Origin of the sequence: Proteus sp. G4415 (genome assembly GCF_963896075.1) — a bacterium.
In the GTDB taxonomy this organism is placed as follows: Bacteria; Pseudomonadota; Gammaproteobacteria; order Enterobacterales; family Enterobacteriaceae; genus Proteus; species Proteus mirabilis.
Genome location: NZ_CAWQOK010000080.1, coordinates 1 through 8,783, shown reverse-complemented (window position 1 = coordinate 8,783; position 8,783 = coordinate 1). Strand labels below are relative to the sequence as shown.

Annotated in this window: 7 protein-coding genes; 4 read left to right on the top strand and 3 right to left on the bottom strand. The window is 41.7% G+C overall.

Annotation, left to right across the window (positions count from 1 at the left end; translation table 11 throughout):
- Positions 1–600: glycerol-3-phosphate 1-O-acyltransferase PlsY (plsY, locus tag AACU95_RS09905; RefSeq protein ID WP_161737052.1), on the bottom strand; the 600-nt coding region annotated here is incomplete at its 3' end.
- A 104-nt stretch (positions 601–704) separates the two neighbouring features.
- Between plsY and folB the strand changes: the two genes are divergently transcribed.
- Complete coding sequence (gene folB, locus AACU95_RS09900; RefSeq protein ID WP_064506275.1) at positions 705–1,055, top strand: bifunctional dihydroneopterin aldolase/7,8-dihydroneopterin epimerase; 351 nt, start codon at positions 705–707, stop codon at positions 1,053–1,055.
- A 19-nt stretch (positions 1,056–1,074) separates the two neighbouring features.
- Here folB and AACU95_RS09895 read toward each other — a convergent pair whose 3' ends face one another.
- On the bottom strand, positions 1,075–2,298 hold the full coding sequence (locus tag AACU95_RS09895; protein WP_141192104.1) for a multifunctional CCA addition/repair protein: 1,224 nt from the start codon (positions 2,296–2,298) through the stop codon (positions 1,075–1,077).
- A gap of 27 nt (positions 2,299–2,325) precedes the next feature.
- Positions 2,326–2,946, bottom strand: a complete 621-nt coding sequence (locus tag AACU95_RS09890; protein WP_012368329.1) for a TIGR04211 family SH3 domain-containing protein — start codon at positions 2,944–2,946, stop codon at positions 2,326–2,328.
- Between the two features lie 219 nt (positions 2,947–3,165).
- Between AACU95_RS09890 and AACU95_RS09885 the strand changes: the two genes are divergently transcribed.
- From AACU95_RS09885 to hldE, 3 genes are all read left to right on the top strand, one after another.
- Positions 3,166–4,089, top strand: a complete 924-nt coding sequence (locus AACU95_RS09885) for a CYTH domain-containing protein (protein WP_141192105.1) — start codon at positions 3,166–3,168, stop codon at positions 4,087–4,089.
- 24 nt (positions 4,090–4,113) lie between these two features.
- The gene (gene glnE / locus AACU95_RS09880; protein ID WP_161737051.1) at positions 4,114–6,948 is read left to right on the top strand and encodes a bifunctional [glutamate--ammonia ligase]-adenylyl-L-tyrosine phosphorylase/[glutamate--ammonia-ligase] adenylyltransferase; all 2,835 of its coding nucleotides are present in this window, start codon (positions 4,114–4,116) and stop codon (positions 6,946–6,948) included.
- Between the two features lie 100 nt (positions 6,949–7,048).
- Positions 7,049–8,473: a bifunctional D-glycero-beta-D-manno-heptose-7-phosphate kinase/D-glycero-beta-D-manno-heptose 1-phosphate adenylyltransferase HldE gene (gene hldE / locus AACU95_RS09875; protein WP_004249466.1), complete on the top strand. Its 1,425-nt coding sequence runs from the start codon at positions 7,049–7,051 to the stop codon at positions 8,471–8,473.
- Positions 8,474–8,783: the final 310 nt, after the last annotated feature.

The following is an 8,783-nucleotide window of genomic DNA, read 5'->3' as shown; positions in this document are numbered from 1 at the left end:
TGTCTTTTTTTTCAGCTTATGCCAAATGCGACTCTCTTGTCCTCGCCATAAACGTTGAATATTGTCATGATGACGGTAAAGTACTAAGCATGATAATAGTGCAACGGGATAAGTGAATTCGGGTTTAAACCACCAGACATAAAATGGGGCAAGCAATGCACTGATAATAGCACCCAGTGAGGAATAGCCACTGAGTAAAACAGTTAGTAGCCAGGTTCCCGCAATCAGTCCGCTAAGATCCCAACCAATAGCAGCGATAGAGCCAAATGCAGTAGCAACCCCTTTTCCGCCTTTAAAGTGGAAAAAAACAGGGTAAATATGGCCTAGACAAGCCGCTATTGCGACAATACCGAGATAAAAGGGAGGCACATTTAGGTAATAGGCGAGCCAAACGGGGATCATCCCTTTTAGGACGTCACAGATAAGCACAGATGCCGCTGCAAGTTTACCACCAATACGTAGCACATTGGTGGCGCCAGGATTACCAGAGCCAAATTTTCTTGGATCAGGGAGTCTTGCCAGTCGGCAAATCAAAATCGCGCTGGAGATTGAGCCGCACAAATAGGCGAAGATGATCATTCCAAGTGCGTTAGCACTCATTTGTATTCTCCAATGTTGATGAACGTTCGTTAGACATGTATGGATAATACGCATATTTCATCGGAAGTGGTATCCGATGAGCAGAAAAAATAAGAGATGACGTGATGGATATCGTATTTATTGAACAATTATCAGTAATAACCACAATCGGTGTTTATGATTGGGAAAAAACCATTAAGCAAAAGTTAGTGTTCGATATCGAAATGGAGTGGGATAATAAGCGCGCATCCCAAACCGATGATGTTGCTCACTGTTTAGATTATGCCAGTGTCAGTCACGCCATAATAGAGTATGTGGAAAAGCGACGTTTTGAATTAGTCGAGCGTGTTGCTGAAGAAGTGGCACAGCTACTGATAACTCAGTTTTCTGTACCACGAGTCAAAATAAAATTAGCTAAACCAGGGGCGATAGCACAAGCCACCAACGTCGGGGTGATTATTGAGCGTTACGCTTAATATTTGCCACACACAATAGTTAAAGTCGCGATTTCCATTCTATTATCGCGACTTCTCTTTGTTTAGTTAATGCTTCTCGTATGGCACTGCCTTTTAAACCACGACTGACAATTGATTTAACATCAACTTGATTGGCAATCTTAAAGGCTTGACGAAAAAATATTCCTTGGGGATAAGGCAAATTTTCTGAACCTTGGCGTCCCCTTGCATCGGCCTCGCTAATTATAGCGAGTTGATCGATGCGTTCTGGTTTGCGCCAAGCATCAATCGCATCGAAAAGTCGAATTATTTTTGAGGGGCGCATTCTTTCTATGCGGTGGAGATGATCGTGATATTTGGCTGCCAGTTTGGCGAGATCACGTATCTGGTTAGGAATACGATAACGTTGGCACAGAGCCTCAACTAAAGGAACACCCGCAGGGCCATGTCCGTGATGGTGAGGCCAATTTTCTACCGGGGTAACACCTTTACCGAGATCATGACAAAGCGCGCTAAAACGTACCGCGATATCGTCAGTCAACCGGCTGGCCATGGCTAATACCATCATGGTATGAATACCCGTATCAATCTCAGGATGCCACTTTTTAGGGGCAGGAACGCCAAAGAGTGCATTAATTTCAGGGAAAAGTATTTTTAGAGCGCCACATTGATGTAAGATCTCAAAATAGACTTGTGGGGCTTGGCTGTGAAGTGCTTTTTCCGTTTCTTTCCACACTCGTTCAGCAGTGAGGGCATTTAATTCACCACTGTTTGTCATCTCTTGCATCAATGACATCGTCTCCGACGCTATTGTAAAACCTAAAGGAGCAAAACGAGCCGCAAAACGAGCGACACGTAGTACCCTTAATGGATCTTCACTAAATGCATCAGAAACATGGCGCAGTAATTTGGCATGAATATCATCAATGCCATGATAGGGATCGATATATTCACCTTTAGCAGAGTAAGCAATGGCGTTAATGGTTAAATCACGCCGTTGCAAATCATCTTCTAAGGTCACATCAGGGGCTACATAGCAGGTAAATCCCGTGTAACCTGAGCCTGATTTTCGTTCGGTACGCGCTAAAGCGTACTCCTCGTGAGTATCAGGGTGAAGAAAGACCGGAAAATCTTTACCCACTTGTTGGTAGCCTTGTTGTAATAGTGTCTCTGGCGTTGCGCCAACCACTACCCAATCTCTGTCTTTTACCGGTAAATTTAATAGTTGGTCGCGCACAGCACCACCAACAAGATAGATTTTCACGGGATCTTGATCCTTAATTGCCTGTGATTAATTCATCCAACGGTCATTACGCTTACGGCGACGAGGAATAATATGTGGCAATATTAAACCCAAAATAAGACCAGCACCGGCAACACCACCACCATACATAAACCACTGTAGGATGATATCACGCTGCCTATCATCTAATTGTTGATTAGCAAAATCGAGTTTTTTCTCAGCAACCGCTAATTTTGTTCTCATCTGCTCATTTTCTTTTTTCAAACCATTGATAATTTCATCGCTGTTTGACACTTTATTTTGCATGTCAATTGTGCGCTGGTTCCAGCTTTGGTCGATATTCGCTAATTTATCGCGTAGGGTTTGAATTTCTTTTTCCATAGCCGGAATGCGAGTGCGCATACTCGGTTGTGTACTTAATTGATTTTCTGGTAACCAAACTGTCCGATCTTTATCGTCTTTGATTTGCACATAACCTGTAGCGGCATTACGAGAAAGTACCGTAACTGTTGCCCCTGAACTTAATGAGCCAACAATACGGTATTGATTACCAGGGCCGCTGTGAACATAGGTGGATAATTCATCGGAAACATAACGAGTTTCTGCGTGTGAGCTCAGAGAAACGCCTAAGCCAAGTAAGGAAAGAAAAAGTAAAGGTAATTTTCGCATTATGTTTTCAACTTTTTTATCTATACAAGAGAATATTTTTACTGATACTAAAGAGTAAAGTTTGCGTAAGCAAATAGTAAACCAGAATGAGAACAGTCTTAACTGATAGAATATAGGGGTAATCTGCCTTTTATTCATTATTGTGAATAGACTACCATTTGCGAAATAACAATGCGTTAAATATTTTACTAATCGATTGATTTACTTAAGGGAAATAGAATGAGCCAATTAGAAACCGAACTCAAACTTAGTGCGATACCTGCCGCTATTCCTCAGATTATTCAGCGCATTCTGACTTTGCCATACCAGCATACACCACCGCATAAATTGACTAATCTTTACTTTGAAACCTCCGATAATCAGATGCGTAATTGGGACATGGGGCTACGTATCCGTGGTATTGACTCTCATTATGAAATGACAATTAAAACAGCGGGTAAAGTGGTTGCGGGGTTACATCAACGTCCAGAATATAATGTGGCATTAAATGAGCCAACCCTCGATTTAACCCGTTTTCCCGCAGAAATTTGGCCAGATAATACCGATTTAACGGCATTACAAGCACAATTAAAGGTTCTTTTTCATACCGATTTTCATCGTGAAATTTGGCTGGTGGATTATTTAGAGAGTCAAATTGAAGTGGTGCTAGATAAAGGCACCATTCGTACAGCGCAATATGAATTACCTATTGAAGAGTTTGAACTGGAGCTAAAAAAAGGCCAAGTGGCGGATGTGATTGATTTGGCGACTTTTTTAGGTGAACAAGGGGGATTACGACTTGCTTCACGCAGTAAAGCTGCCCGTGGTTATTATCTTGCTAAAGATAAGCCCGCATTATCGTTAAGTGTGGTCAATCTTGCACCTAATGACACAATAGCGGAACAACTGACTAAGTGGTTAGCGGCTATTCAAGCGTTAGAAGAAGCTATTTTTGCTAATCCGACGCCACCAACACTCACTATGCCCGCTATGTTAGCACTGTTTTCTGATTGGTGTAAAAAGCAGCCTCAGTTACCTGAATCAATGCAGCAAGCACTCGATAATCTTTCGTTGTTATCCTTTACCCGCGCAACGGATTATTATCATGTGTTATGGCTGAATTTTAAATTATCTGCAATGGCGTGGTTGCTGGCTATCGCTTAATTTTCTGACAATTGAGAGTTTATTATGTCTGCTAACAGTGTGTTTCAACAATTATGGGATAAAGCACAATGCACGTTTTCTACAAAGCTCAACGAGCTTGCCCCTTTTAGTGAGCGAGAGCAGCAATTTTTTGCCTTTAGCCCCTTTGCAACCGAGCATTTACGTGTCAATCCTCACTGGTTAACGGAAATCAGACAAACACCACCTGTTAGTGATGAGTGGCAAAATTACTCATCTCAATTAAAGCAACAACTCACTCATGTTGATAATGAAGATGACTTGATGGCCATTTTACGACAGTTCCGCCATCAACAATTAGTGCGTATTGCCTGGTCACAATTTTTCCAACTCTGTGATACACCCTGTACGCTCAAACAATTGAGTGTACTCGCGGAAACCTTGATTAGTGTCGCCAAAGATACGCTATATCAGCAATGTTGCCAACAATGGGGAACGCCTTGTGATAGTGAGGGAAAACCTCAGCCATTACTTATTTTGGGAATGGGCAAGTTAGGTGGATTTGAACTGAATTTCTCTTCTGATATCGATCTTATTTTTGCTTATCCTGAAAATGGTGTGACTCAAGGTGGGCGACGTGAATTAGATAATGCTCAGTTTTTTACCCGATTAGGGCAAAAACTGATTAAAGTGTTAGATCAACATACAATAGATGGTTTTGTTTATCGTGTAGATATGCGTTTACGTCCTTTTGGCGAAAGTGGCCCTTTAGTGATGAGCTTTGCCGCGCTTGAAGATTATTATCAAGAGCAAGGGCGTGATTGGGAGCGCTATGCGATGGTAAAAGCGCGTGTTTTGGGGGCAGAAAAAAAAGAGTATTGCCAAATCTTACGCCAAATGTTGCGCCCTTTCGTTTATCGTCGCTATATCGATTTTAGTGTGATCCAATCTCTTCGTAATATGAAATCGATGATAAGTCGTGAAGTACGTCGTCGAGGGATGATTGATAATATAAAGCTTGGGGCGGGGGGGATCCGTGAAATTGAATTTATTACTCAGGTTTTTCAATTAATTCGTGGCGGTAGAGAGCCTGAGCTACAAAGTCATTCACTATTAACAGTGCTTAATGTCATTGCTAAATTGGAATTACTCTCTGCACAAGAAACATCACAGTTAGCAGATAGCTATCTTTTCTTACGTCGATTAGAAAATCTTCTTCAATCTATTGCGGATCAACAAACACAAAGGTTACCTGACAATCTTGAAGATAAGGCACGACTGGCGTTTGCGATGGGATTTGACGATTGGCAAATGCTCTATCAACAAATTAACCAAAAAATGCAGGCTGTTTCCGTTATTTTTACGCAACTGATTGGCGAAGATGATGAAAATGAAGATGAAGAAGATGTCAGCGAATTTAAGCGATTATGGTTATTAGGGCGTTTACCTGATAGCGCAACGCTTTTTCATCAAGGGCTAACGGCAGAAGATAGGCAAGCTATTTGTCAAACACTGCAACTGTTTCGCCAAGATATCAGTAAACGTACTATAGGGCCTAGAGGGCGTGACGTGCTTGATGCGCTAATGCCTAAGTTATTGGCTAAAGTGTGTCTTCAACCACAAGCGTTGGTGATCTTACAGCGTATCACCCCGTTGTTATTGGGCATTGTAAGTCGAACCACTTATCTAGAGTTAATGCAAGAGTCTGATGAGGTATTAACCCACGTAGTGCGCTTATGTGCTGCATCACCGATGATTGCTGAACAATTAACACGACATCCATTATTATTGGATGAATTACTCGATCCTCATTCCCTCTATCAACCATTACCATTAAATGCCTATCAGGACGAATTACGTCAATATTTATTGCGTGTGCCAGAAGAAGATGAAGAGCAACGTTTAGAAGCATTACGCCAATTTAAACAAGCCCAGCTATTGCGTATTGCCGCAGAGGATATTGCAGGGGTATTACCGGTGATGAAAGTCAGCGATCACCTAACCTATTTAGCGGAAGCCATTATCCATGCCGTTGTTCACCAAGCATGGTCCTATATGGTGAAACGCTATGGGGAACCTGCGCATTTAGCGCAACGAGACGGTTTAGGTTTTGCGGTCGTTGGGTATGGCAAATTAGGGGGCTGGGAATTAGGGTATAGTTCTGATTTAGATTTGGTTTTTTTATTAGATTGCCCAATGAATATTCTGACAACGGGGGCAAAACAGATTGATGCTCGCCAATTCTATTTACGTTTAGCGCAGCGTATTATTCATCTATTTAGCACCAGAACCTCTTCCGGCGTGTTATATGAAGTAGATGCACGCTTACGTCCTTCCGGTGAATCAGGTATGTTGGTAAGTACTATTCAAGCCTTTGATGAGTACCAGAAAAATGAAGCTTGGACTTGGGAGCATCAAGCATTAATTCGTGCAAGAATGATTTATGGCGATGACCAATTACAGCAGATGTTTGCACGTACTCGCCATGAAACACTATGTTTAGCTCGTAACGCAACTGTACTACAGCAGGAAGTGCGTGAGATGCGCCAAAAAATGGTACAGCATTTGGCACCCACTCAAAGCAATACATTTGATTTAAAAGCCTCATCAGGGGGGATCACTGATATTGAGTTTATCGCACAATATTTGGTATTGCGCTTTTCACATCAATATCCGGCTTTGACCCGTTGGTCTGATAATGTGCGAATTTTGGAATTAATGGCAAAATACCAAGTGATGAGTGAACAAGAGGCTCAGTTATTAACTCAAGCTTATGTCACCCTACGTAATGAGCTTCATCATCTTGCATTACAAACATTACCTGCGGTTGTTGATGGAGATTGTTTTATTACAGAACGGCAATGGGTATTGAGTAGTAAACAAAAATGGTTAGATGAATAAACGCTCTTTTTTGTTCACACTATTCTGATGAGTTTCGCTTTTTGCGTAACAAGTTATGGTATTATTTCGGCTTATTTTTGAAAATAATGTGGAGTATGGGATGAAAGTAACGCTGCCGGATTTTAATAAAGCCAATGTGCTGGTTGTCGGTGACGTCATGTTAGACCGTTATTGGTATGGTCCTACAAGTCGGATCTCACCAGAAGCACCTGTGCCTGTGGTAAAAGTAGATACCATAGAAGAGCGTCCGGGTGGTGCAGCTAACGTTGCAATGAATATTGCTTCTTTAGGGGCTAATTCTCGTTTGGTGGGGTTAACCGGCATCGATGAAGCGGCAAAAGCATTAAGCAATACATTAAGTCAGGTTAATGTGCGTTGTGATTTCGTCTCTATTGCGACACATCCAACTATTACTAAATTACGTGTCCTATCACGTAACCAACAACTTATCCGCCTTGATTTTGAAGAGGGATTTAGCAATGTCTCTCCAGAGCCAATTTATGAGCGTATTCAACAAGCATTACCCTCAATGGGTGCCTTAATTTTATCGGATTATGCTAAAGGTGCACTTTCTCACGTACAGCAAATGATCCAATTAGCTAAAAAAGCAGGTGTGCCGGTACTAATCGATCCTAAAGGCAGTGATTTTGAACGCTACCGTGGTGCCACACTATTAACACCGAATATGTCAGAGTTTGAGCAAGTGGTGGGCGTTTGTCATACAGATGATGAGCTAGTAGAAAAGGGCACTCAACTAGTAAAAGATTTAGCACTTGATGCACTATTGATCACTCGTTCAGAGCGGGGCATGAGTTTATTACAAGCCAATGAAGCGCCATTGCATTTACCCACTCAAGCACAAGAAGTTTATGATGTGACAGGGGCGGGAGATACGGTTATCGGCGTGCTTGCTACTGCATTAGCTGCAGGCAAACCATTAGCGGAAGCGTGCTTTCTTGCCAACGCTGCAGCTGGTGTGGTTGTGGGGAAACTGGGAACGTCAACGGTTTCTCCTATTGAGCTTGAAAATGCTATTCGCGGGCGTGCTGATAACGGCTTTGGTATTATGGAAGAGTCACAACTCAAACAAGCGGTTGCTTTAGCGCGTCAACGTGGTGAGCGCATAGTGATGACAAATGGTTGTTTTGATATTCTTCATGCTGGGCATGTTAGTTATTTAGCTAATGCACGTAAATTGGGTGATCGCCTGATTGTTGCGGTAAATAGTGATGCATCAACTAAACGATTAAAAGGTGAAAGTCGCCCAGTAAACCCATTAGAGCAACGAATGACCGTATTAGGCGCGTTAGGGGCGGTTGATTGGGTTGTCGCGTTTGAAGAAGATACCCCACAGCGTTTAATTGCATCAGTATTGCCTGATATTTTAGTAAAAGGTGGCGATTATAAACCCGAAGACATTGCTGGCAGTAAAGAGGTGTGGGCTGCGGGTGGTGAAGTGAAAGTACTTAATTTTGAAGATGGTATTTCCACAACTAATATTATTAATGCCATTAAAAAGAAATAATTAAGCTGTTTATTATAATTGAAAGGGCACTCTAATGAGTGCTTTTGTTGGATGTACTTGCCGTTTATGTTGGAAATGGCTATAATATAACCATACTCCTGACTAGCGAGTTATCTCCAGTCATAAAGGGAGTCCCTAAAGGCAGTATAAATATATTAGAAAGGGTGAAGAGAGATTCTTCACCCTTTCTAATATATAGGGGGAAAGAATATGAAATTAGAGGAAGTCTTTAATTTTTATTTTAATGGAAAAGAGAGTTTCGAACAATTTTATACATTATCTTTAAATGATCATATTAAAGAATTTAATT